The organism is Photorhabdus kleinii, assembly GCF_025384885.1.
In the GTDB taxonomy this organism is placed as follows: domain Bacteria; phylum Pseudomonadota; class Gammaproteobacteria; order Enterobacterales; family Enterobacteriaceae; genus Photorhabdus; species Photorhabdus kayaii.
On sequence record NZ_JAJAFY010000014.1, the window covers coordinates 35,288 to 58,468 of the forward strand.

At 46.0% G+C, this 23,181-nt stretch carries 21 protein-coding genes and 1 pseudogene; 15 read left to right on the plus strand and 7 right to left on the minus strand.

What is annotated here, in order from left to right; all coding sequences use genetic code 11:
* Positions 1-136: 136 nt before the first annotated feature.
* On the minus strand, positions 137-2,218 hold the full coding sequence (recG, locus tag LG003_RS09420; protein WP_262980593.1) for an ATP-dependent DNA helicase RecG: 2,082 nt from the start codon (positions 2,216-2,218) through the stop codon (positions 137-139).
* A 467-nt stretch (positions 2,219-2,685) separates the two neighbouring features.
* On the opposite strand from recG, the gene LG003_RS09425 reads away from it, so the two are divergent.
* From LG003_RS09425 to LG003_RS09480, 12 genes are all read left to right on the plus strand, one after another.
* Positions 2,686-3,252 carry a tyrosine-type DNA invertase gene (locus LG003_RS09425; protein ID WP_049584031.1) on the plus strand — a complete coding sequence of 189 codons (567 nt, stop codon included), beginning with the start codon at positions 2,686-2,688 and terminating at the stop codon, positions 3,250-3,252.
* Positions 3,253-3,676: 424 nt separating this feature from the next.
* On the plus strand, positions 3,677-4,294 hold the full coding sequence (locus tag LG003_RS09430) for a fimbrial protein (RefSeq protein ID WP_146747917.1): 618 nt from the start codon (positions 3,677-3,679) through the stop codon (positions 4,292-4,294).
* Positions 4,295-4,482: 188 nt separating this feature from the next.
* Positions 4,483-5,163: a fimbrial biogenesis chaperone gene (locus LG003_RS09435; RefSeq protein WP_240000845.1), complete on the plus strand. Its 681-nt coding sequence runs from the start codon at positions 4,483-4,485 to the stop codon at positions 5,161-5,163.
* Positions 5,147-5,773, plus strand: coding sequence for a fimbrial protein (locus LG003_RS09440; RefSeq protein WP_262980594.1), 627 nt, complete (start codon positions 5,147-5,149; stop codon positions 5,771-5,773). The genes LG003_RS09435 and LG003_RS09440 overlap by 17 nt, the downstream gene beginning before the upstream one ends.
* Before the next feature lie 67 nt (positions 5,774-5,840).
* Positions 5,841-6,572 carry a fimbrial protein gene (locus tag LG003_RS09445; RefSeq protein ID WP_262980595.1) on the plus strand — a complete coding sequence of 244 codons (732 nt, stop codon included), beginning with the start codon at positions 5,841-5,843 and terminating at the stop codon, positions 6,570-6,572.
* A gap of 50 nt (positions 6,573-6,622) precedes the next feature.
* Complete coding sequence (locus tag LG003_RS09450; protein ID WP_262980596.1) at positions 6,623-7,309, plus strand: fimbrial protein; 687 nt, start codon at positions 6,623-6,625, stop codon at positions 7,307-7,309.
* Between the two features lie 62 nt (positions 7,310-7,371).
* Positions 7,372-8,109: a fimbrial biogenesis chaperone gene (locus LG003_RS09455; RefSeq protein WP_262980597.1), complete on the plus strand. Its 738-nt coding sequence runs from the start codon at positions 7,372-7,374 to the stop codon at positions 8,107-8,109.
* Between the two features lie 36 nt (positions 8,110-8,145).
* Positions 8,146-8,940 (plus strand): fimbrial biogenesis chaperone, encoded by a 795-nt coding sequence (locus LG003_RS09460; protein ID WP_262980598.1) that lies wholly within the window; start codon positions 8,146-8,148, stop codon positions 8,938-8,940.
* A 48-nt stretch (positions 8,941-8,988) separates the two neighbouring features.
* A complete protein-coding gene (locus LG003_RS09465) occupies positions 8,989-11,754 on the plus strand; it encodes a fimbria/pilus outer membrane usher protein (protein WP_240003012.1) in 2,766 nt (921 codons plus the stop codon).
* 168 nt (positions 11,755-11,922) lie between these two features.
* Complete coding sequence (locus tag LG003_RS09470; RefSeq protein ID WP_146747916.1) at positions 11,923-13,224, plus strand: hypothetical protein; 1,302 nt, start codon at positions 11,923-11,925, stop codon at positions 13,222-13,224.
* Positions 13,225-13,355: 131 nt separating this feature from the next.
* Positions 13,356-13,847, plus strand: coding sequence for a CaiF/GrlA family transcriptional regulator (locus LG003_RS09475; RefSeq protein ID WP_112878902.1), 492 nt, complete (start codon positions 13,356-13,358; stop codon positions 13,845-13,847).
* Between the two features lie 32 nt (positions 13,848-13,879).
* The gene (locus LG003_RS09480; protein WP_146748323.1) at positions 13,880-14,344 is read left to right on the plus strand and encodes a hypothetical protein; all 465 of its coding nucleotides are present in this window, start codon (positions 13,880-13,882) and stop codon (positions 14,342-14,344) included.
* On the opposite strand, the gene spoT is transcribed toward LG003_RS09480, so the two are convergent.
* From spoT to gmk, 3 genes are read right to left on the minus strand one after another with little or no spacing between them, the layout of a single operon-like run.
* Positions 14,276-16,393 carry a bifunctional GTP diphosphokinase/guanosine-3',5'-bis pyrophosphate 3'-pyrophosphohydrolase gene (spoT, locus tag LG003_RS09485; protein ID WP_112878900.1) on the minus strand — a complete coding sequence of 706 codons (2,118 nt, stop codon included), beginning with the start codon at positions 16,391-16,393 and terminating at the stop codon, positions 14,276-14,278. The genes LG003_RS09480 and spoT overlap by 69 nt on opposite strands.
* 17 nt (positions 16,394-16,410) lie before the next feature.
* Positions 16,411-16,686 (minus strand): DNA-directed RNA polymerase subunit omega, encoded by a 276-nt coding sequence (gene rpoZ / locus LG003_RS09490; protein WP_011144672.1) that lies wholly within the window; start codon positions 16,684-16,686, stop codon positions 16,411-16,413.
* 54 nt (positions 16,687-16,740) lie between these two features.
* Entirely contained in the window at positions 16,741-17,364 is a 624-nt protein-coding gene (gene gmk / locus LG003_RS09495; protein ID WP_262980599.1) for a guanylate kinase, read from the minus strand.
* A 278-nt stretch (positions 17,365-17,642) separates the two neighbouring features.
* Here gmk and LG003_RS09500 point away from each other — a divergent pair, with 278 nt between their 5' ends.
* From LG003_RS09500 to LG003_RS09510, 3 genes and pseudogenes are all read left to right on the plus strand, one after another.
* Positions 17,643-17,825: a type II toxin-antitoxin system HicA family toxin gene (locus tag LG003_RS09500; protein WP_036778383.1), complete on the plus strand. Its 183-nt coding sequence runs from the start codon at positions 17,643-17,645 to the stop codon at positions 17,823-17,825.
* 17 nt (positions 17,826-17,842) lie between these two features.
* Positions 17,843-18,271 (plus strand): hypothetical protein, encoded by a 429-nt coding sequence (locus LG003_RS09505; RefSeq protein WP_112878898.1) that lies wholly within the window; start codon positions 17,843-17,845, stop codon positions 18,269-18,271.
* 140 nt (positions 18,272-18,411) lie between these two features.
* A pseudogene (locus tag LG003_RS09510) lies at positions 18,412-18,573 on the plus strand (zinc ribbon domain-containing protein); the annotation flags it as partial.
* A 79-nt stretch (positions 18,574-18,652) separates the two neighbouring features.
* Here LG003_RS09510 and LG003_RS09515 read toward each other — a convergent pair.
* From LG003_RS09515 to LG003_RS09525, 3 genes are all read right to left on the minus strand, one after another.
* The gene (locus LG003_RS09515) at positions 18,653-19,948 is read right to left on the minus strand and encodes an RCC1 domain-containing protein (protein WP_262980600.1); all 1,296 of its coding nucleotides are present in this window, start codon (positions 19,946-19,948) and stop codon (positions 18,653-18,655) included.
* 235 nt (positions 19,949-20,183) lie between these two features.
* Positions 20,184-21,365, minus strand: coding sequence for a hypothetical protein (locus LG003_RS09520; RefSeq protein ID WP_262980601.1), 1,182 nt, complete (start codon positions 21,363-21,365; stop codon positions 20,184-20,186).
* Between the two features lie 604 nt (positions 21,366-21,969).
* Entirely contained in the window at positions 21,970-22,656 is a 687-nt protein-coding gene (locus LG003_RS09525; RefSeq protein WP_262980602.1) for a hypothetical protein, read from the minus strand.
* Positions 22,657-23,181: the final 525 nt, after the last annotated feature.

Consider the following 23,181-nt stretch of genomic DNA (forward strand, 5'->3'; position numbering starts at 1 on the left):
AAATAATATATTGCCAATTAAACTGAATAATTAAAAGAAAGCCCTGTAGCAGAGCATCTTAATTATTGAATAAAACCAAATATCCATATTTTTGGCAGCGTTGAGAAGCGAAAAGCCCGCGCCGATATGTTCTCAATCACGCATGACTATAATGTGTCCGTTCCGGTAACCAGCGTTCAATCAAGGCACGAGCATGTTCAGGATAGCGTTGGTGAATATGCCGGGCAATACGCTGTACTTCCGGCAACATTCCCTGATCTCTTAGCAAATCAGCCACCTTAAATTCCGCATTTCCAGTTTGGCGTGTTCCTAATAGCTCCCCGGGACCACGAATTTCCAGATCTTTTTGCGCGATAACAAAACCATCGTTACTGTCTCTGAGTACTTGCAGGCGTATTCTGGCAGTACTGCTCAGCGGCGTTTTGTAAAGTAAAACACAATGGGAGGCAATAGCGCCACGGCCGACTCGTCCGCGTAATTGATGTAGTTGCGCCAAGCCAAGCCGTTCCGGGTTATCGATAACCATCAAACTGGCATTTGGCACATCCACGCCAACTTCGATAACCGTTGTGGCGACCAGAAGCTGTAATTCTCCACATTTGAAAGCCTCCATCACTGCCTGTTTTTCTGCGGCTTTCATTCGGCCATGCACTAACCCAACTTTCAGTTCCGGTAAGGCGAGAGTCAGCTCTTCACTGGTGGCTTGCGCGGCTTGAGCTTCCAGCACATCGGAATCCTCAATCAGCGTACAGACCCAATAGACTTGTCTATTTTCATCAAGACAGGCATTTTTGATCCGTTTGATAACCTCTTCGCGGCGTGTATCCGGGATCGCAACTGTTGTGACCGGCGTTCTCCCCGGTGGCAATTCATCAATAATAGAAGTATCGAGATCGGCATAAGCGGTCATTGCTAAGGTACGGGGAATCGGGGTGGCCGTCATAATCAATTGGTGAGGATGAAAACCTTGTTCACGTCCTTTTTCCCACAAAGCCAGACGTTGATGAACACCAAACCGATGTTGCTCATCAATAATCACCAGCGCCAGACCGGAAAACTTCACCTGTTCCTGAAACATGGCATGCGTACCAACAATCATGGCGACCTGACCGCTGGCAATGGCTTCTTGTTGTTTCTGACGCGCTTTCCCCTTTTGCTTACCCGCTAGCCAGCCGATCTGAATCCCCAAAGGTTCCAGCCATTGCCGGAAGGTATTTGCATGCTGTTCTGCCAGTAGTTCAGTCGGCGCCATCAGGGCAACCTGTTTGCCATGAGCAATAACCCGCAACGCAGCCAGCGCAGCGACCAGTGTTTTTCCTGAACCTACATCGCCTTGAATCAGTCGCATCATGGGAACATCTTTTGCCAGATCCTGCTCAATTTCCGAGACAACCCGCTGTTGCGCATGAGTTGGCGAAAATGGCAGGCGATTAAGGAATTGCGGTTTTAACTCGTTTTCCATCGGCAATGGCTGAGCGTGATAGCGTTGTACGCCAGCTCTGACGGCTAACATACTTAAATGATGCGCTAAAAGTTCTTCCAGAACCAGACGGCGATAAACTGGATGTCTGCCAGTTTCCAGATCCGCCAGAGCAATATCTGGCGTTGGACGGTGCAAGATATGCAATGCTTGCGGCAGACTAATGATGGAGCGGCTAAGTTCTTCCGGCAGGAGTTCATTGATTGCACAGGTATCTAGCAATTTCAGTGCTTGATCAATGAGATTACGCAGCGTCGCTTGACGAACACCTTCCGTTGTGGGGTAAATCGGTGTTAATGTCTCCTGAAGCTGCACATTTCCAGTATGATTTTGAATCTTATACTCAGGATGAATAATTTCGGCGCCTTGACTGCCTCTTCTGATTTCACCGTAGGCAACAACCTGTTTCCCTTTCGCGAGATTGCTTTTCATTGCCATAGAAAAGTTAAAAAAGCGCAGTGTGAGCACACCGGTACCATCACTAATTTTGCAGATCAGGGTTCGACGACGACTAACAACAACATCGGTACGAAGAATTTCACCTGTGACGGTGGCGGAAATACCCGGTAAAAGATCATTAATCGTATAAAGGCGTGTTTGGTCTTCATAACGCAGCGGGAAATGTAGCAGCAGATCCTGCAAATTAACCAGTCCTATTTTTGCTAATTTTGCGGCCTGATTTGCCCCGACGCCATGCAGGGAAGTCAAAGGGATGGCATCAAGCAGTTGGCCTTTCATACGGTTTCTTTATCTCCATTGATTGCATGGCCGTCCGTCATGTTTCACAGACCACGGCCTGATCCTATTTACCATCCATAATAATACAGACGGGTTTGACGTAATCAACGGAATATTTTTCCCAGTAACTGATTGAAAATCATATCAATACCTTGAGAGTAAGCTGCTATAACCGAGAAGACGATTTGTAACGACAGGTTCTTGTAGCCTGTTTTGAATAATCCTCCCCGTCAACCAAATGTAAACTAACATTCTTTTGAGGTGAAAAAATAATCAAAAAAGGTGTTTAAATTTTATCCCATATCTGTATAACCTTCTGTAGCCTGGGTAGACAACATGCATCATTTGGGTTTGGTGTGTATTTTATCCTCAGGTTCTGCCTGTTCCTGGTCTGGGTCCCCAGAGTTAGGGTGTTCTAAGCGGGATATAGCCGGGTTGTACTATCAATATATTTTGGAGAAATAATCATGGGCCAAAGAAAATATCTGACTCAATCAGAAGTAGAAAGCATGTTGGAGATGGCAAAAGTTGGGCCTAATCCAGAACGGAATTACTGTCTGGTGTATATGAGCTATATTCACGGCTTTCGTGTTAGCGAAGCCAGGCATTTACGGTTATCTGACATGGAATTAAAAGAAAAATGCTTATATATCAGGCGATTAAAAGGTGGGTTTTGTACTAATCATCCTTTGTTGCAGCGTGAAGTTAAGGCGATTAAGGCATGGCTTAAAGTGCGCAAAACTTTTCAGGGCGCTGATAGTGATTGGCTGTTTTTGTCACGTTGTGGGAAACCGCTTACTCGCCAGCGTATTTATCAGATTATTAGCCAATTAGGACAATTGGCTAATATCTCTGTAGATCCGCATCCGCATATGTTGCGCCATGCCTGCGGTTTTGCTCTTGCAGACCGGGGAATAGATACCCGGTTGATACAAGATTACCTTGGACATAAAAACATCCGCCATACAGTGCGCTATACTGCCAGTAATGCTGAACGATTTCAAGGGGTTTGGGGTATAAAGGGTAAACGTTAAGCAATTACAATTAGGACCATTTTGACAATTGAGATACAATTGCCTAGAAATTATACTGAAAGTTTTCTAATAAAAAAAGAGACAGATTTGTATATATTTGTAAATCCCAAACATCCTACCACAAAAACATTTCGATAATCCACTCTTTTTATTCCAATATGTAAAAACATTACACTTCCTTCGTTACTTTAAAGAAATTACTGTTACTAATTTCGGATTAAATAATTAAATATCCTTAAAATTTGCAAAATAACTACAGTTATCTCTATATTGCTCTGTTTTTGCACAGAAAAATTTTTGTATCTCAATTGTCAAAATGGTCCTAATTGACAAATTTATGTACAGCTAGATGTCTCTGTTTGTCAAAACATGATACACGAATTTGAATCGGACTTTAGTTAAGTAGTTAAACGAGATTAATGAAATGAAAAGACAGATATTAAAGATAAGCGTCGTGGCGGCGTTGGTTTTGGGGGCAGCTTCGGTTGCTAATGCGAAAAATAATGCTCAAGTGACCATTACCGGTACTGTTTCGGATGTGTCATGTGACATTACCAGTGGCGTAAAAAATGGTGATGTGAGTTTGGGTAACCATAAGCCGGATGACTTCAAGCCTGGGGCTGGTTCGAATAGCTTATTGGAGGGAAAGTTTGTTATTCCTGGATATGAAACTTTTTCTGTCGGTGTCGGTGGCTGTGATGGGACTGTTGCCGCAAAGAAATCACTTAAGCTACTGGTGACAGGGGCTACGATAGCATCAACAACTGATGTATTTAGTGATGGTCAGGGTAATACGCAGGGTTTCGTTCCAAATGCGGGTGTTGCATTAACCTATAAGGTTGGTGATTCCTCTACTGCAACGGAAGAGCTTCTTAAGAAAGACAGCAAGATCGTATTGGCTTCATCAAGTGATAAAGATCCTAAAGTGGAAGCTCTTAATAACAAGTCTGTAACCTTTAAAGCTTATATGGCGTCAGTGGCTGAAAAACCATCTCCTCAGCAGATTCATGCTCCTCTTAACTTTTCCATAGCATATGAGTAATTGTTAATTCGATAAACCAGCCTGAGGAGCCTCTCTTCAGGCTTCTTTAGGTTGCAAGTTCTGGATGATTGAAACGGCGTTTTATAAACCGCTATTGGCTGAGTAACGAGGCGAAAAGAGAAAAAATAATGATCAGTAAACTCCGACTTCCCAACATCATAGTAAAAAGCCTCGTCTTGGGCATATTTTTGTTTGCGTCACAGAGCTGGGCTGAAGGCGGGTTTGGCATCAACGCTACACGCATTGTTTTTTTACAGGATAAAGCTGAAGCAATAGTCTCGGTGCGTAATACGACAACTAATATCCCTTACTTGGTGACGGCTAAAATCAGCTCCACCGTTGATGGCAAGGGTAAAACACCATTTTATGTCTCGCCTCCTTTATTCCGTCTGGACCCTCAAGGGACCAATACGTTGCGCATCTTGGGTGATACCCGTCAGTTGCCGACTGACCGGGAGAGCGTCTTTTATTTTAATGCTTCTGCCATTCCCGGTAGTAATGCTCCGGGCCAGCGCTCTGAAAGCGCTAAGATTTCGGGTGGGCTGGCCTATGCCATCGGCAATACGATCAAACTATTTTATCGGCCAACGGGGTTGGTGGGTACACCAGAGCTGGCATACAAAGCGCTGCGCTTTACCCATGCTCCCGGTGGCGTTCAAGTCAGTAACAATTCGCCTTATCACATCAGCTTTACCCAGATCAAAGTTGATGGGGTGCCGGTGAAGTTTTCTGACAGTCATCCGCAAATGCTGGCGCCTTTCAGCACCCATGTTTATCCCGCTCAGAACAATCAGAACAAAAAGAAAGTGGAATGGGCGGTGATCAACGATCTCGGCGGTGGAGAGAACTTCGATGGTGAAATTCAGTAAAGCCGGTATCTCAAGGGTTCAGCGTATACAGAGATACCTGAGTTACCTAGGCATGGGTGGGGTTCTGTGGCTCTCTTCTAGTCCCTTGTGGGCAGCGAATTCTGCCGGGGCCACATTTAAGGCTGAAATTACTCAAGGCACGTGTGATGTCATTGTGGACAGCAATAATATCGAGCTGGGCATAGTGCAGTTTGCAGACTTGGTATTAGGAAAAGTTAACAGGGAAACTCAGATTACGCTGAGAAATTGCACGAGTGTGGTCAATAGAAACAGTATTACTCCCACGATTACCGTTACCGGAAATCATGTTGGTACGAATGATAAGAGCTTGTTTCGTGATAAAGGAGCAGATGAAAAAAACGAAGCTTCAATGGCAGTGGGCATCACTGTGCAATTGAAGAAGTTTAGTGGAACAGAATGGTCCCCAGATTTAAAGGACGGTGAACCTTTTCATCTGGCTAATAAAGGCACAATCGTAAACGATAAAACGCCTACTGTGCCGGTGAAATTTTCACTGGTATGTGCTTTGGCAGGCGCGCAGACGGTAGCGGTCTGCAAAAAGGCAGGAAAAATCAAGGCTACGCTGACGTTTACGTTTAATTATCGTTGATGTATCGGCATTGCAGCGTGATATCGCGTTAACAGAAGAGTGATAGGGTTAATTTGAGGTGAGCACGATGTTTGGGACAGCGACAGAACAAAAAAAAAGCAGGCTGAATGACCCGTCGACCTTCCTGACCAAGGGTAGAAACCCGGTATTGCAGGTTGTGATGCGCTGCTTCTGCTGGAGTTCTGTAACGGTTCTGCTGTTCCTGGCAAGCAGCGTCATGGCTGATGACCCCAAGCCCAAGCCCAAGACCGAGCCCAAGTACCCAGCGACGATCACGAGTGGGGTAGACGTACAGCTGGGTGTAAGTGTTTATCCTGATCCTTGTGACATAGAGATCGGTGGTGGTGATATGAAGGGTTCGGAGCTGAATTTTGGTTCCCTGCTGGCGGCGGAGTTTAGTCATGAAGGGAATGTATCAGCCCCCAAGTCATTTAAGCTGAAATTAACGAATTGTGGCGATCCGGGGAGTCTCGGCCTTACACCCAAGATCACTGTATCTGGAAATACCATCGACGCTGAACATGGTGTGATATTTAGTGATCCTAGTTCCGGTGATTCTGGTACCTCTGAGGGGCTGGGGTTTATTATTTTAATCGAAGAAAATGAGAAGAAGAAAATAGGGCTGAATGATAACTTGTCAATCAATCATCAGGCAATGGAGTTCCCGTTCCAGGTTGAATTTGATGAGGGCAGTGCTGAGATGTATGTAATGGTAGCAATCGCACGTGGAAGAGATAGTAAGGCTATTCAACCCGGGACGCTGATTGCGCACGTCACATTTACATATTCTTATCAGTGAGGTGTGATTTATCACGGATGATAAAAATTGGGAGAGGCGGAAAGAGTTAGATGAAAACGAAAAATAGCAATCTTATAAACAGTGAATTAATGACATATCACAGCAGGGCAAAATATGTGTTGCTCTTCATGATGCTGATTGGATGGACCATCGGTTGTGTGACGACTTTTCCAGTGCAGGCAGATACGGATACGGAGCGTACAATCAATTTCAGAGGCATGTTATTGCCTCCGACCTGTGTGTTGAGTGTGAATGGGTCCAGCTTTGCCAGGATTTATGGTGATTTTTTCGCTCCGGTCTATGCCAGTGAACTCAGAAATAGCAAATATATCGCAAGAGATCCCGTGGAACTGAACTTTATGTTTAGTGACTGTGATCTAGGCGAATCAAAACCCGCTTTCTACATATGGAGTGATGTGCCTGCCATAACAGATCGGGAGCTTTTCATGCCTGCTGTCAGTAGTACTAAAGGGGTAGGGGTTAGGTTATTCGACGAGGGAACTAGCAAGTTTGTAGAGGTAAGGAAGAAGACTGATCCGTATAGGGTAGACCTCTCAGACAGTGTAAAAGGAAATGGTGGGAAATTGGAGGGAACAATGAGGAGGTTCAGGGCGTATGTGGGAGGTCTGGGCGATACAAATAATCCAGTAACCTGCAAAACAGAGAGTAACGATACCAATGTATTATGCGGAGGAGTTGCGACTGTGAAGATACATTTTGAGTTCGTGTATCAGTAGATGGTGTTAAGCCGGGTGTATTCAAGGGATTTTGTCTGATTCTCTGAGATGAAGTGGGATATATGAAAAAGATGATAGTCATGGGAATGCTGGCGATATGGGCGGTTATGGCATCGTCACCAGCACATGCGGGTCTTATGTTGAGGAAGACACGTATTATTTATCATCAGGGCGACAAGGTGCAAAGCATGTCATTGCAGAATTCAGGCGATGAGGTGTATCTAATACAAGCTGCTGTGACTCCGGGAGATAACTCAAATACCCGTTCATCGGAGTTTACCGTGTTGCCTCCGTTGTTTCGTATGGAGGGTAATAGCTTGAACGTGATGCGTGTTATACGTACCGGCGGTGATTTCCCAGCTGATCGTGAGTCTCTGTTTCGTTTTCGTATTAATGCGATTCCGGCGAAGAAAACACTAGATGAGAGCAAGGCCAATGGCAATGGGAAACCAGGAGAGATTGGTGCATCTCTGTCTATTGCGCTGGGGATGAATATTAAACTTATCTACCGGCCAGATAAGCTGCCGATGACACCGGAGCAGGCCTATAGCCGACTGACATTTATACGAGCAGGCAATACTGTCGTAGTGACCAACCCAACACCGTATTACCAGACTTTTGCCCAATTGAAACTTGACGGCAAGGCAGTAGATCTTAACAAAGCCCCGTCAATGTTGGCCCCTTTCGGCCAGGTGACTTTTTCCTTAGCAGGTAAGGCGGGAAGTAAGGTGACATGGTCGATGATCACCGATGTCGGTGGAGTGAGTAGACTACAGAGCGGTACGTTACGGGCCGACTAAGTGTGTTTTTATATTTTGAGATTGGAAGAGCATGACATGGCGGAGCGTAATATTTCAATAAAACAGATCGTTATAACTGTGTCATGTGTTCTGGCAATAATATTACCGGTATTGCCGCTCAGGGCAGCAGAGAGTCTGAAGGGGTTGTATCTCGATGACGCTCGTGTGATTTATCCTGAATCATCCAGCAACGGAGTCTCTTCGACACTCATTAATAACAGCGACAACAATTATCTCATTCAGTCAATCGTACGAGAACTAAACCCAGAGACCGGTTTACCGCTGGGGGTTAAGGCGCCATTTATCGTTATTCCGCCGATTGCGAAGGTGGGGGCAGATGAACGGCAGGTGCTGAAAATCCTTCGTACTGGTGGGGTTTTGCCGAAAGATCGAGAATCTCTGTTCTTTCTGAATCTGCTTATGTTGCCTTCTGAGAAACAATTACCAGTATCTAAAGATGACTCTGGCAAGATGAGAATGGTGACAGCTCTGGCGGTGAAATTGTTCTACCGTCCTGAAGGGTTACCAGAAAAGGGGGTTGCCGGTGCGGTGAAACAGTTAAGTGCGTCAGTAAAAGAGGATGTCGTGATGCTGTCTAATCCGTCACCGTTTTGGATAACGTTGCAGACTTTGCATGTAAGTTCGTTTGCCGTACCGGGCAAGGATTTGTTTAGGATGGTGCCACCCTTTGGTCAGCAGAGCTGGTCGCTGCCGGCGGGTAAAGTGTCTCCTGGTAGTCATGTCACTGTATCGTGGCGTGCTATTGATGAGTTTGGGTTAGACACTGATGAAGAGAGTAGATCTATTGCCGTATCCGGCAGTGGTCAATAGCGATGTTGCAAGATATCGACAGAATAGATATGAGCAATGAACCTCTATATGTTAAATAAGAGATGGCAATTAAGAATGAAAGTGTTGATTCCGGCAATAAGCCGTCGTTCAAAACGGCCGTCTACTTGTTGTCGTTGTGTAAATCAAGGTATTTTTACTTCTCTTACCCTATCAAAGCACCAAATGGGGGGTTCTCTCGTTTTTTGTCGGGTGATGCTGGCATTTCTGACGGGATGGAGCGCTCAGGCAACAGCGCGTGATTATTTTGATCCGGCTTTATTGGACTTTGGTTCGAATTCCGGTCAACCGGTAGACTTATCACAGTTTGAGACCGTAGGAGGTCAGGCGCCGGGAACTTACCGTGTTGATATCTACGTGAATGGTACTTTTTTTGATACGCGTGATATTACGTTCCAGCGTCATAGCGAGGGTAATGCCGAGCTGACGCCGGTACTTACCCCAGATTTGTTGGAAGCGGCTGGTGTTAATATCAGCGGTATACCAGCATTGAAAGCATTGCCGGTGGATAAGCCGATAGAGAGTCCGTTGGGTAAATTGATTCCCCAAGCGGCGGCCCGCTTGAACTTTTCCCAGATGCAGCTGAATGTAAGCGTACCCCAAATAGCGATGAAGCCTTCAACGAATGGCCTGGTTGATCCGAAGTTATGGCAGGAGGGCATTCCGGCTTTTTTACTGAACTACAGCATCAATGGCAGCCAGAATCAACGCTCACAGTTTGGCAATAAACAGACTAATCAGAGTCTGTTCGGTAGCTTCAATTCTAGATTGAATCTGGGGGCCTGGCGTCTTCGTAATACGGCTACTTATTCTTATAACACTCAAACTTATAACCGGTATGACTCATTCAATGACGCAGTGAAAAAAACAACCGAATCCCAGCAACGTTGGAACTTTCAGCAAACCTATTTGCAGCGGGACGTGGTGGCGTTACGCAGTGATCTGACGATAGGGGATACCTCGACCGGTAGTGTGGCAGGTCAGGTGTTTGATGGTTTTCCTTATCGTGGTATTGGGCTTGCCACCAGTGACCCGATGATGCCCGGCAGGCTGAGTGGTTTTGCGCCGATTATCAGTGGGATAGCTAAATCTAATGCTCAGATTACGGTGACGCAGAATGGCAGTGTGATTTATCAAACCAACGTGGCACCCGGTCCATTTCGTATCACAGACTTGGTGGGCAGCAGTGTCGGGGGAGACTTACAGGTAACGATAACTGAGGCCGATGGTACTCATCATGGGTTCACTCAGGCCTATTCCAGTCTGCCTATGATGTTGCGGCAGGGGCAATTCAAGTACGAAGTGGCCGCCGGGCGTTATTACAGTAGTGGATATGGCAGCGGCATACGTAAGCCGGTGTTTGGTATGGCCTCGATGATTTACGGTCTGCCTGGTAACGTCACGTTATACGGTGGTGGCCTGGTGGCGCAATCGTACCAATCTGCGGCGCTGGGAACTGGGCTCTCTCTGGGTATGATGGGGGCATTATCTGCGGATATCACGACTTCCCGGACCCGGTTACAAAATACGCCTGACATCCTGCGTGGGGAATCTTACCGCGCTAAATATTCGAAAAGTATGCTGACCACTGGCACGACAGTGGATTTAACCGCGTACCGCTATTCCACACGTAATTACCTGAGTTTTTCGGATGCGAATACTCAAGGCTACAGTGTTTGGGGAGAACTCCCTTCTTGGATGTCTGAGCGGCGACGCAGTAGTTGGCAGATGCGACTGAGCCAGTCATTGCCCGGTAACTATTCTCTGTGGCTCAGTGGTCAGCGGGATAACTACTGGGGAAGCTCTAAAACTAACACCACACTATCGATGGGATTGAATGGTTCTTTCTACCGTGTGGGCTGGGGGCTTAATTACAGCATTGATCGCATGCGCGGTAACGGTGACTGGCCTGAGAACCGGCAAATTTCGTTGAACGTAAACGTTCCACTGAGTCTGTTTGGCTCCTATGCGGCGCTGAATAATGCGTATGCTAACTATAGTTTTTCCCGTGATAGTACGGGACGCAGTAATAACCAGTTGGGCATAGGCGGATCGGTGCTGGATGATAATAGTCTGTCTTGGAACGTATCGCAGAGTCAGGCGAATAAAGGGAGAGGGCGCAGCGGATCAGTGTCAATGGGATATCTTGGTTCCTTTGGGCAAGCCAACTTGGGATACAACTACGATTCATGGGGGGGACGTGGTGTGAACTACGGGTTTAGTGGAGGACTGATTGCACATCAGCATGGCGTTACTTTGGCATCGCGTATTGGTGATGCTGCTGTATTAGTGCGGACATCGGGGGTTGCAGGTATTCGTGTGATGAATTCCAGTTCGGTGACTACTAATCGCTGGGGATATGCGGTTGTGCCTTATGCCCAGACGTACAGCCGTAATAGTATCAGTTTAGATCCGTCATCGCTGCCGGAAGGGGCTGACATGGCACAGGGTAGCAAGAACGTATTCCCGACGAGTGGCGCGGTTGTGATGGTGGATTACCCCGTGCGTATTGGGCAGCAGTTGCTGATGAATTTGACCTATAACGGTAAGCCCGTGCCGTTTGGGGCAATGGCGGGGCTTAAAGGGGATACAGACACAAATCTGGCCGCGATAGTCGGGGAGGGTGGACAAGTGTACCTGAGTGGTATGCCACCCAGCGGGGTACTGAAAGTGAAGTGGGGCAGTACACCGGACAGGCAGTGCGAGGTGGCGTTTAACCTGGGGCCTCCTCCGGTAAAGGCGAAGGCAGATAAAAGCTGGAATCCAATGAGGCAATTGAACGAAACCTGTCGTTAAGATGAGGCAATGTGTTGTGGCTCTGCACTGACAACCTAATGTGGAAAACCATAATTATTAGGAAGAGGACCCTCTGAAAGGCGGATGTAATCTGGTCGGGATGGGGTGTATCAACGAATGAAAATTTCTAACAGGACAACTGGGAAGTTACTCCCGGTTGGGCGGCCGATGAAGACGAATAAGACATTTATTAACAAGATAAAACAGGATATGAGTTGGATGGTGGTTCATTGTCGCTGGTGGCCGATGCCGATATGGGTGGGGATGATATGCCTATCCGTGGGTATCTTTTCTTCTCCCACACTGTTCGCCGCGTCGACAATAAATTGGAATGCTGATCGCGCCATTGAAGCTCTGGGGCCTGCTCGAAAGGTAAAGTGGAGTGACGGAATAATCACTTATCCGGCAACGGGTAAAGCGACCTTAAAAGATGTGTTTCCAACACTGTCTATGAAGTGGGGTAGTAGTAAAACGTTGGATCAGGTCAAGTTCCAGATCAAAGCAGGGCACGGGGAAATTTTTAAAGTCCCGAGAGTGGTTTCAGGCAGTTACGAATGTTCAATTGAAGCCAAATTTACAAATGGTCGTCCAGGAGTAGCCATTGTACACCTTACGGTGAGCCTTAATAAGCCATATCCAGATGCAAATTATTCTGAACTATCAACGCTCAAGGCGAGAACTACTGGTAATCAGGATGATGAAAGTGTAGCAAAGGCAAAACTAAGTGACCTTTCTTTTAATGTGTCTTGTCAAGGGGTAGATTTTTCATGGGAGCGAAAGGCCGATGAAAAAGTTGAATTCGAAACCCAGAATGTTAATGCACCTGTGGGTATTTTAATTGATGGAGGGGATTTTATGTGGTGGTCTAGACCAATTCTTCCGACTATCAAAGACCCTGTAACAGTGATGTCCCCTCCGGCTTGTATTTTTGAAAGTGAGTCTAGTAATAATTTTGATTTCGGAGAGATTCGCCGGGAGCCGTCGGACGCGATATTCCCAATAGAGTTACACCGGAAAACGGTAGGTATATATGATCTATTGATAAGTGTTGCATGCAATACACCCAATGAGGAAGATACAGGCGTAGCCATTGTGAATTTTTCTACCGAGCATCTAGGTGTTGATGGTAAAAGTATAGTGATGGACACTAAGGCGGAGGGGACTAAGGACTTCGGTAACGCGTTGGAGATAAAACTGTTGCCGCGAGTTCTAGGCATACAGACTAAGCTTGTAGGCGGCAACCAGATTGGTCAGCCAGTAACATTTGGTTCTGCAGCTGACCCTAAAAGTGTGCTGGTTTTTACTGTAGATGCTAAGTCAGCCGTGAAAAAAACTAAAAATAATGTAGTGTATTATTCTCATCATTCTCTCAGCAAGTTTCTTGTGCAGCTTTGGCAAACGAAGGCGATAGACCCCAAGATTTCTGGTGAGTTCAAAACGTCTATGAAGGCAACTCTAGTCATGAAATAACGCTGCGCTGGCAAGGTATTTAAATATGGCATGGTGGCTTAGCCGCCATAGGTACTTCGTCTCAATAAATCACACTATTTCATTTCTCATGTGGTAACAAATTGACCCGTTAGTCACCAGTGGAGAGTAAAATGACAATCAATGTTAATGATTCAATGCTGCTTCAGATAAGCGGCAGCCAGACCGATTTGCCTGGAGGTCAGACTATTACCGGCAAACAAAGTAATCATGGGGATTTTCGGCTGCCAGCCTGTTTGTCTCATTTGAAGGATACACCGTTGTACATGGCAGTCGCGTATTGGGGATTATTGAAGGGGCGCGGATTTACCAAAAGTGAAATCAGCCAGGTGTTCCGAGTGACAGAACGCCGGGCAACAGATGTGATGAATTATATCTACAATGAGCGACGTGATGTGATCGCCTGTGAAAAAGTCTTCTTTCGTGAGAAACAGGGAAGTCGTCGCCTGATGCTGATTGTTACGGCAGTCGTTGAACCTATGCCCCAGAAGGGTCAGGCGGCGGTAACGAAAACGGTGAAGTCGACGCGCTCCCGGACATCATCACAAGCTAATCACATGCGTACTTGGTTTTTGCAGCGGGCTTGTGGTCCGTTTATCTCCTGAGTTGTATCACTCATGTGGTTATCTGGCGGGACATGATGGAAGACGGGTTTTTATCGGTTCTGTGTGTGATGCCTTATGGGATGCTGATAAGTCGGATGGTACTGGTTATCGGGATCATATTGTTGGCCGTCTGTGGGTTTTTATTGGGCAACAAAATTCGCTACTCGCGGTATCCCCGTATGCTGCTAGCGTATTGGTGCCGAACATGGATCTTGCCACTGTTATTTATCGCTATCGGGCTGGTATTGATGTTTGGTGTGGATGGGGCGGGTTGGTTAGACCGCATATTGGATGAGGTTGATTCAGTATTGATTGGTCTGTTCTTTGATAACCAGGATGATATGCCGCCAGCCCCATATCCGGCGACGTCATCACCGGTAGATAGCGCTGTTGGCTGTTCACCTGCTGATTTGCACGAGCTATCCGGTTTAGTTTCTGTTACGACTGACTCGCATCACATCCGGCATGATCCGGATTTTGCGCATAATATTCGCTAACTGAATACGGTCTTTAGTCGTGAGCCGGATAAAAGCACAGTAAACCCGGCCGTCTTTCTCTTCGGTATTCATACTCTGAATATTGGAATTGGCTGCATTAATGGCGGCGGTTAGATTTGCCAGCGCCCCTTGATGGTTAAACATGTCCACTTTTATTTCGGCGGTGAAATCGTTATTGATCTCTTGATCCCACTCGACGGCCATAAATTTTTCGGGTTCTTTCTGATAACCACGGATATTACGGCAAGACTCATGGTGGATAACCAACCCTTTGCCGGGGCTGATATGGGCGATGATAGGGTCACCGGGGATGGGCCGGCAACATTTGGCAAACGTAATCAGCACACCGTCAGCGCCTTTGATGGGTAATTTACGGGCGCCATTGTTGTGATAGGTATTGGTGGTATTTTCTGGCGGTGCGCCTAGCAAATTACGGGCGACGACGATACTCATGGTATTGCCAAGCCCGATTTCAGCCAGCAGATCGTCTATTGTCGAGAGTTTCATTCTCGTCAATTCTTTATTGATACTTTCCGGCGGAATATCAACCAGTTTCTTCCCACTACCCAACGCGTGATTTAACAGACGGCGGCCTAGCCCAATGGAGTCTTCTCGTTTAAGGTTTTTTAGCAACTGACGAATTTTAGCGCGGGCTTTTGAACTGACGACAAAGTTCAGCCAGGCCGCATTTGGGCGAGCGCCCGGCGCAGTAATGATCTCAACCGTTTGACCGCTGGTAAGCGGTTGAGATAATGGGTACGGTTGGCGATCAACTCGCGAGCCAACACAGGCGTGACCAATATCGGTGTGTACGGCATAAGCAAAATCGACCGGGGTGGCACCGGCAGGTAATTCCACAATGCGCCCTTTCGGGGTAAAAACGTAAATCTCATCAGGAAACAGATCAGATTTAACGCTTTCGATAAATTCAAAAGAGCTACCGGCACTTTGCTGTAATTCCAGCAGACTTTGCATCCAGCGCTGAGCACGGACTTGTGCGGCTGTACCGGATTCACCTTGTTCTTTGTAAGCCCAGTGTGCTGCGACGCCCATTTCCGCCATTTGATCCATATCTTCGGTGCGAATCTGGACTTCAACTGGCACCCCATGAGGGCCAATCAGGGAAGTGTGCAGGGATTGATAGCCATTGGCCTTAGGGATGGCAATGTAATCTTTGACTCTGCCCGGGCGGGGTTTATACAGGCTGTGCATCTGCCCCAAAACCCGATAGCAGATATCAACATTATTAACGATGACCCGAAAAGCATAGATATCCATAATCGAATGAAAACGTTGCTCTTTGAGGTGCATTTTCTGGTAAATAGAATAGAGATGTTTTTCCCTACCGCTGACTTTGCACTCGATATTTGCTTCAGCCAGCCTGCCTGCGATTTCAGACAAAATTTTCTGGATCATCTCCTTACGGTTACCTCGGGCCGCTTTTACCACTTCTTTGATAACCCGGTAGCGGTTAGGGTGAAGGGCTTCAAACCCTAGCTCTTCTAACTCCGTTTTCAGATGATGGATACCCAAACGATGGGCTAAGGGACTGTAGATCTCTAACGTTTCCCGGGCGATACGGCGGCGCTTATCTGGGCGTAACGCGCCGAGCGTGCGCATATTGTGGGTACGGTCTGCCAGTTTGATCAAAATGACGCGGATATCCTGCACCATTGCCATGACCATTTTGCGGAAATTTTCCGCTTGTGCCTCTTTTTTATCGCGGAAATTCAGCTTATCAAGTTTGGAAACCCCTTCGACTAACCCGGCAACCACAGGGCCGAAAGGCTGGGCGATATCCTGAAAGGTGGCGGGCGTGTCTTCAATAACATCATGCAACAAGGCGGCCATCAGCGTTTCATGGTCGAGACGCATCTCGGCCAAAATACAGGCAACTGCGACAGGATGAGTAATGTAAGGCTCACCGCTGGTACGGGTTTGCCCTTCATGGGCATCTCGCGCAACAGAGTAAGCCTGCTTGAGGAGCTCAATCTGAGCCCCGGGCAGGTATTTCTGGGCAAGCTGATTCAGGCTTTCGAACAGATACAAGGCAGACCTACCGTAGATTAACGACGACTTTCCGCGATAGCGGAAACCGCCTGCATTTCTGCGGCTTCCTGCTCTTGTTGTTCCTGGCGTTCACGCACGTCCAGAATTTTACCGTTGATCAGGCCCTCTTCCACTTCACGCAGAGCGATAACCGTGACTTTATCGTTCTCTTCAGCAACCAGAGGATCTTTACCACCTGTTTGCAGTTGACGTGCTCGACGAGCGGCGACCAACACCAGGTCAAAACGGTTACCAATTTTTTCTACAGCGTCTTGAACAGTTACGCGTGCCATATGTGTGCGACTCCACAGGTAAAGAAATGACTGGGCATCATACTGAAACTTGGTTCAGTCTGCCAATAATTTGCTGATTAAAGCATCATGCCGTTGTGCCTGGCGCTCCCGATGCAGGCGTTCTGAACGGATGATGGTGTGCAGATCGGCCAATGCAGTATTGAAATCATCATTAACGATTAAATAATCATACTCGTTATAGTGAACCATTTCTGCAACGGCTTGATCCATGCGTTTTTCAATAATATCTTCACTATCCTGCCCTCGACCGCGCAGACGGCGACGGAGCTCTTCTTTTGACGGCGGCAGGATAAAAATGCTGCGGGCAGAGGGCATTTGTTTGCGGATCTGCTGCGCTCCTTGCCAATCGATATCAAGAAAAACATCAACGCCACTGGCAAGGGTGTCTTCAATCACTTTTCGGGATGTGCCGTAATAATTACCGAAAACACGGGCGTGTTCCAGAAATTCATGGTTACTGATCATCTGACGAAAGACTTCTTCCGTGACAAAGAAATAGTGCTCACCCTGATTTTCACCGGGACGCATTGCACGTGTGGTATGGGAAACAGAAACCTGAGTATCATACAGAGGTTGAGTCTTTAACAAAGCCTGAATCAGGCTTGATTTACCCGCTCCGCTTGGCGCAGAGACAATATATAACGTGCCTTGGATCATGGTGGTATCTTGGTTGATTGGATAATAATTAAATAAAGCAGAATAAAATTCTTATAATAGTATACACGTACCCATTCACACATGTCGCGTTGCCGATGCATTTCCGCCGAAATTTTCTTAGGGGAAAAATTGCCAATGGATATTTTGTATCGCCAAGGGGTTGACTTCTTTAGTTAAAATTTTGCTCTATGTATTATCACAACTGTTGTTGAATGAAACAAAAATGTTGTATTTGCTGTTTTATGTGTCATCATCGCTTGGTCGAAAAGGAGGCATGGATGAAATACAGTGAGTTCCGCCGATGGCTAATTTCTCAAGGAGTTTTAATTGAGAAGGCTAGAGGTGGAGGAAGCCACCGCAAGGTATCCATAAACGGTAAATCGTCGGTTTTCCCCGATCATGGTTCCAAAGAAATTCCGGAACCATTGAGAAAGAAAATAATGAAGGATCTGGGGCTTTAAATTTCAAGGGAGGTACTATGTTTAATTATCCCATAAAGCTGGAATATGACGAAGAAACGGGAAGTTATGTGGCTAGTTGTCGAGATCTTCCCTTATTCAACTCGGTAGGTGACTCAGTCGATGAAGCGCTTCTCGAATCTATTGATGGGTTGATTACGGCTATTTCTATAGAAATAGGCGAACGTCGGCCTATACCTGAAGCATCAGTGTTGGAGGAAGGTGAATACGTCGTCAGTCTTCCTATTCTCGTGGTAATGAAAGTGGCATTGCATAATGCAATGATAGAAACAGGAACACGCAAAGCAGATCTTGCGCGTCGGTTGGGGCAAAAGGGGCCACAGATTGATAGGCTTCTTGATGTTGAACATTCATCAAAGGTTGAAATAGTTGAACTGGCTTTGCATCAGTTAAATAGAAAGCTGGATATAGCAGTTCATACTGCATGACATCATTAATTTAAGAAGCACTATAATATCTGACGCATTGAGATGAAAAAGCGCGTTATTTTGAGCGTTTTTACTGTCTTAAAAGGGCAGTGCTAACCGCGGCAAGGCCCGATTACGTCTGGCGGCAGTCCATGAGCGGGCGGATCTGGCAATGCCCTTTCTGTCGAGTCGAACATGACCGCGATATCAATGCGGCGATCAACATCCAGCGCAAGGGCATAACAGCATTACAGGCGGCGGGACTTGTCGTTTCTGCCCACGGAGGCCAGCGTAAATCCGTCATAAAGACGGTTGCGGCCTGAGAAGTGGGAAGCCTCGCTGTTTTTTTACGGCGGGGAGCAGTCACCGGGTTACAATGAAAGAGTATGGCTTAATCGGCAATTAATCGTATTCACCATGTGCTTTAATATCCCCGCCTCCCCAGCCAACTCGTTTGCCATTTGTTCGCAAAGCCGTAAAGGCGCGCCCCGATGAGTCTACGCTGACAATATCCTGCAATTTAGCGATTTCGGGTGGAACAAACCCACCGGTACTTGGCTTCCCCCAGGCAACGACACTACGGTCCGCCCGCAGGGCCGCGAAAGCAGAATTTGTTGCACTCAGGCCGACGATATCGTTCAGTTGAGCAATATCGAGTGGGAGTATGCCACCATTATCTAGATCTCCCCAGGCAACGACACTACGGTTTGCCCGTAAGGCCGCGAAAGCAGAATTTGTCGAACTTAGGCTGACAATATCATTCAGCCGAGCAATTTCTGATGGGACATCATTCCTATCACTCCTTCCCCAAACAACAACGCTGCGGTTTGCCCGTAGGGCAGCGAAAGCATCATCATTTGCACTTAAACTGACAATATCATTCAGCTGAGCAATGTCTGATGGGACATTACCGCTATAACCCCCTCCCCAGGCAACAACGCTGCGGTTTGCCCGTAGGGCAGCGAAAGCATCATTATTTGCACTTAAACTGACAATATCATTCAGCTGAGCCATGTCTGATGGGACATAATTATAACTACCGGCCCAAGCAATAACGCTGCGGTCGGCTCGCAAGGCGACGAAACTATCATATGCTGAACTTAAACTGACAATATCGTTCAGTTGAGCAATATCAGGTGGGAGTTCGCCACTGTAGTACTCATTGCTCCAAGTAACGACGCTACGGTCGGCTCGCAAGGCGACAAAGGAGTATTGTGTGGTACTTAAACTGACAATATCGTTCAGTTGAGCAATATCAGGTGGGGTTTTGCCATCGTAGAACTTATCCCCCCAATTAACGACGCTACGGTCGGCTCGCAAGGCGGCAAAGGCGTATTGTGTGGCACTTAAACTGACAATATCGTTCAGTTCAGCAATCTCAGGTGGGATTTTGCCACCGTAGCGCGCATCTCCCCAGGTAACGACGCTGAGGTCGGCTCGCAAGGCGGCGAAAGCACCACTTGTTGCACTTAAACTGACAATATCGCTCAGTTGAGCAATTTCAGGTGGGATTTCGCCACCGTAGCGCGTATCCCCCCAGGCAACGATATGGCCATTCTGTAATAATATGGCGGTTCCAAAGTCATTAGAGTCTATGACGTCATTGCTACCATAGCTGATAGTTTTTCTTCCAGATCGTTGTTTGATAAAAGTGTCTTTGGTCTCTGTGCTGAATGAGAACTCGTTATGTTGATTCATATCACTCTCCTGATAGGCTGTGTCGGATTTATTTGTAGGAATTCTGCGCCGCAAAACCTATTTCTTCCCCATCAAACTGGGTTTCTGCTTAAAGGGTGTAAGCACCTGTATTGCGGTATTTGATTTGCTGGCGGTCAGCGTAGTGTGTTAATCCGTTCATAACAGGTGAAGAGATTATGAGGATTAACTCAATTTTCAGGCCAGCATCTCTCCTGCTAAAAAACACATTTACTGATTAATCGTATTCACCATGTGCTTTGGTATCTCCTCCTCCCCAACCTACACTGCGGCCATCTGCTCGCAAGGCTGCAAATGCAGAGTGTGATGCACTCAGGCTAACGATATCCTTCAACTTAGCAATTTCCGGTGGCACATAACCACCGCGACTTGGTTGTCCCCAGGCAACGACGCTGCCATCTGCCCGCAGAGCTGCGAAAGCACAATCTGCTGCACTCAGGCTGACGATATCGTTCAGTTGAGCAATCTTAAGTGGTAATGTTCCGCCAATGTCCATATCTCCCCAGGCAACCACACTGCGGTCGGCTCGCAAGGCGGCAAAGGCATACGGTGTGGCACTTAAACTGACAATATCCTTTAATGCGGCAATTTCGGGTGGAACCACTATTCCCCACCAGGAAACGACGCTGTGGTCTGCCCGTAGGGCGGCGGCATAATTATAATTGGTAGTTATGCTAACGATATCTTGTAATTTGGCGATTTCTGGCGGGATAATTTCCACACCCCAAGAGACAACGCTGCCGTTCGCTCGTAGGGCCACGAAAGTATTATTTGTTGAACTTAGGCTGACAATATCCTTTAATGCGGCAATTTCGGGTGGGGTTGGCAAAAAATCCAATCCCCAGGAGACGACGCTGCCATCTGCCCGTAAGGCGGCAAAAGATTGCTCTGTTGCGCTTAGGCTGATGATATTGTGTAGCGATAATCCACACATTCTTGGCAGAGCCGTGTTTAAAAAATCCACTGCTCCCCAAGAGGCTATGCTGCCGTCCGCCCGTAGGCCCGTGAAAACATCTCTTATTGGAATTGAACTCACACTGACAATATTCTTCATCTTATCCACTTTTGATTGTGGCGGGAGTAGGTCATTGAGGAGTGAACCCCAGATAGACACGCTGCCATCTGCCCGCAAGGCTGAAAATGCAGATTTTGTTGCACTTATGCTGACAATATCCTGCAATTCGGCAAATTCGGCAATTGGTGGCGGGACTTGATTATCATCTGAGTTTTTCCCCCAAGTGATCACTCTGCCATTTTGCAATAACATGACGGTTGTCGATTCAATAGAGATGATGGAGGTATTGCCACCAGAGTTACTTTCTCTTCCTGATTTTAGGTTTTGCTGGATAAAACGATCACCGGTAGCCATGTTTGATGAGGGATGGTCATTTTGGTTCATATTGGCTCTCCTAAATAAGGTTAATATTGGGTTTACTTTTACCTATAAGATAAAATCGGTTTATCGCGAGTTAAGCTAGATTTATATTGCTACTGGGTAACATTACCTGTTATTTGAATAAAAAGATAATAGAAAAACACGATCAGTTTATAATTTTGTGGATGTATTCCAGTAAAGAAAATATCACATAAATTGAGGTGTTATACGAATGAAAGTATTGAAAGAATAACATGAAAAGGTAAGCGGATAATGTGATTGAACGTGAATGATGTGACTCAGAAGAGTTAAACCCGACGTAATGATATTAAATGGTTAGTGTAAATATTAACAGTTACAGTAATTGGTTATTTACTTCTCATTTGAAGTGAGAAGTTATCGCTTTTTTAATTTTTATTGGAAAATCAGTATAATAACTTGAATTGAATATTGTGATATTTCAGATTGATAAAAAACAAGGTGAATGATAACTCAGTATATTATCCGTATTCATTGGATATTCAACCGGGGATTGTTCCCCGGTTGTCTGGTTAAAGATTTTCATTGTGTTGCTATCACTTCATCCCAGATAAATGACCTTTACTCTTAGTTTCTGTTGGTTATTATTTTATTCATTGGGTAAAAGGATGGCAGGATCTTTAAAATTGGGATTTAAATCAACGGGTGCAGACCAGAGCACAAGGCTATAGATCACATTTTGGATATCTTGGCTGTCTTGCATTATAATTAACGGCACCCCATTTTCCCAGTTATTTTCGAATTGAACTTGCTCTTCAGGTTTTCGCTGCCATGAAAAACCCGTTCCTTCGCAAGATACTTCGTAACACAGATCGAGTAGCTTAGACTCCATTACGTTACTGTCCCCTTTGAACCACTGGGGCTCATTATTTTCAACGATTGCATCCGTATAAAGTGTTATGGTGGCCTTTCCTGGCAGGCCATCTTTGCGGGAGGCTATTATCTCACAAGTGTACTTTCCTGTAACAACATGTGGAACAATGAAGATTCGGTTTTTCGTTTTAATCCAGAACATCATATCTTTTAACACTGCGGTATCAGGTAAACGTGTCCCTGGAAAATCGAAATGTGGATCACCTTTAGGAAAGACTAAGGTGCTCGTCCCACTTTCCGGATAACGAACCAATTTATCGTTATTCTCTTTTCCATATATCTTCGGGTTTCCGAGAGCTAAAATGGCTTTCTCTGGAACCCAGTCTATGATTTGAGGGTTACTCGTGATTTGAGGTCGACTAGGTTCTGTATACTTAATAAAATATTCTTTAGAAGTTTTCATTTATTGCTGTAATCCCCTCCCGGTTAAATTATATCGACCTTTCAGAGATTCTCCTTTTTCCGATTATTATTTTCTGTATCTGGGTACCCGTGCAAGCTGTCACTACACGTTACCTCATTGGATTTTAGCTCTTACTGCCGTCAGTTTTTACTGGCGGCATTTCTATCGATAAGGTAAAACCTACTCTTGTGAGTTAAGCTGGATCTATATTGTCACTGAATAACATTACCTGTTATTTGCATAGAAAGATAGTAGAAAAAAGTGATTGGTTGATAATTTGGCGGATGTGTTCCGGTAAAGAAAATATCACATACATTGAGATGTCATACGAATGAAAGTATTGAAAGAGTAACGCGAACGAGTAAATAAATAATAGGGTTAAGCGTGAATGAGGCAGGTCTGGAGGAATTAATATTCGAATGGTAATATTTAAATGGTTTACGTAAAAACTGACCGTTATGGAAACGGGTTATCTATTTCCAATGTACTTCGAGTGCTCAACCGGGGATTACTCCCCGGTTGTTC

Bases quoted from the DNA above. Each gene is read 5' to 3' on its own strand.
- recG (WP_262980593.1), bottom strand. From the start codon at position 2,218: ATGAAAGGCCAACTGCTTGATGCCATCCCTTTGACTTCCCTGCATGGC.
- LG003_RS09425 (WP_049584031.1), top strand. From the start codon at position 2,686: ATGGGCCAAAGAAAATATCTGACTCAATCAGAAGTAGAAAGCATGTTG.
- LG003_RS09430 (WP_146747917.1), top strand. From the start codon at position 3,677: ATGAAAAGACAGATATTAAAGATAAGCGTCGTGGCGGCGTTGGTTTTG.
- LG003_RS09440 (WP_262980594.1), top strand. From the start codon at position 5,147: ATGGTGAAATTCAGTAAAGCCGGTATCTCAAGGGTTCAGCGTATACAG.
- LG003_RS09445 (WP_262980595.1), top strand. From the start codon at position 5,841: ATGTTTGGGACAGCGACAGAACAAAAAAAAAGCAGGCTGAATGACCCG.
- LG003_RS09450 (WP_262980596.1), top strand. From the start codon at position 6,623: ATGAAAACGAAAAATAGCAATCTTATAAACAGTGAATTAATGACATAT.
- LG003_RS09455 (WP_262980597.1), top strand. From the start codon at position 7,372: ATGAAAAAGATGATAGTCATGGGAATGCTGGCGATATGGGCGGTTATG.
- LG003_RS09460 (WP_262980598.1), top strand. From the start codon at position 8,146: ATGGCGGAGCGTAATATTTCAATAAAACAGATCGTTATAACTGTGTCA.
- LG003_RS09465 (WP_240003012.1), top strand. From the start codon at position 8,989: ATGTTAAATAAGAGATGGCAATTAAGAATGAAAGTGTTGATTCCGGCA.
- LG003_RS09470 (WP_146747916.1), top strand. From the start codon at position 11,923: ATGAAGACGAATAAGACATTTATTAACAAGATAAAACAGGATATGAGT.
- LG003_RS09475 (WP_112878902.1), top strand. From the start codon at position 13,356: ATGACAATCAATGTTAATGATTCAATGCTGCTTCAGATAAGCGGCAGC.
- LG003_RS09480 (WP_146748323.1), top strand. From the start codon at position 13,880: ATGATGGAAGACGGGTTTTTATCGGTTCTGTGTGTGATGCCTTATGGG.
- rpoZ (WP_011144672.1), bottom strand. From the start codon at position 16,686: ATGGCACGCGTAACTGTTCAAGACGCTGTAGAAAAAATTGGTAACCGT.
- gmk (WP_262980599.1), bottom strand. From the start codon at position 17,364: ATGATCCAAGGCACGTTATATATTGTCTCTGCGCCAAGCGGAGCGGGT.
- LG003_RS09500 (WP_036778383.1), top strand. From the start codon at position 17,643: ATGAAATACAGTGAGTTCCGCCGATGGCTAATTTCTCAAGGAGTTTTA.
- LG003_RS09505 (WP_112878898.1), top strand. From the start codon at position 17,843: ATGTTTAATTATCCCATAAAGCTGGAATATGACGAAGAAACGGGAAGT.
- LG003_RS09515 (WP_262980600.1), bottom strand. From the start codon at position 19,948: ATGAATCAACATAACGAGTTCTCATTCAGCACAGAGACCAAAGACACT.
- LG003_RS09520 (WP_262980601.1), bottom strand. From the start codon at position 21,365: ATGAACCAAAATGACCATCCCTCATCAAACATGGCTACCGGTGATCGT.
- LG003_RS09525 (WP_262980602.1), bottom strand. From the start codon at position 22,656: ATGAAAACTTCTAAAGAATATTTTATTAAGTATACAGAACCTAGTCGA.